This is a genomic window from Nocardia sp. NRRL WC-3656, from assembly GCF_000720265.1.
Lineage (GTDB): Bacteria > Actinomycetota > Actinomycetes > Mycobacteriales > Mycobacteriaceae > Nocardia > Nocardia nova.
Genome location: NZ_JOJF01000122.1, coordinates 1 through 389, shown reverse-complemented (window position 1 = coordinate 389; position 389 = coordinate 1). Strand labels below are relative to the sequence as shown.

The 389-nt window shown below is 67.4% G+C and carries 1 protein-coding gene; it reads right to left on the bottom strand.

From position 1 onward, the window contains the following. Window positions 1–103 precede the first annotated feature (103 nt). A partial coding sequence (locus IG65_RS0134125) for a ferredoxin family protein (RefSeq protein ID WP_030519022.1) occupies window positions 104–389 on the bottom strand: 286 nt, incomplete at its 5' end.

Sequence of the window (389 nt, the reverse complement as noted above, 5' to 3'; positions counted from 1 at the left end):
GAGTCGCGCAATACCGCGAGCACCTCGCCGCGCCGCCCACCACCGGCCCCGGTCGGCGTCGCACGCGAACTGGACGGCGTGGCAGCGGACGTCGTTTCGCGCGTCATGGCTGGGCACTCCGTTTCGGCAGCGCGGCAACCAGCGGCGTATCCACCCCGACGGGGCCGAGTTTGGCTGCGCCACCGGGAAATCCGAGCGGTTCGCCGCGACCGGGCAAGGTCTCGCTGAAAAAGGCGGCATTGTCGTCGAGGTAAGGCTCGAGTTCAGCCGGCAGGTCGTCCTGGTAATAGATCGCCTCCACCGGGCAGACCGGCACACACGCCCCACAGTCCACACACTCGTCGGGGTGGATATACAACGAACGAGCACCCTCGTAGATGCAGTCGACC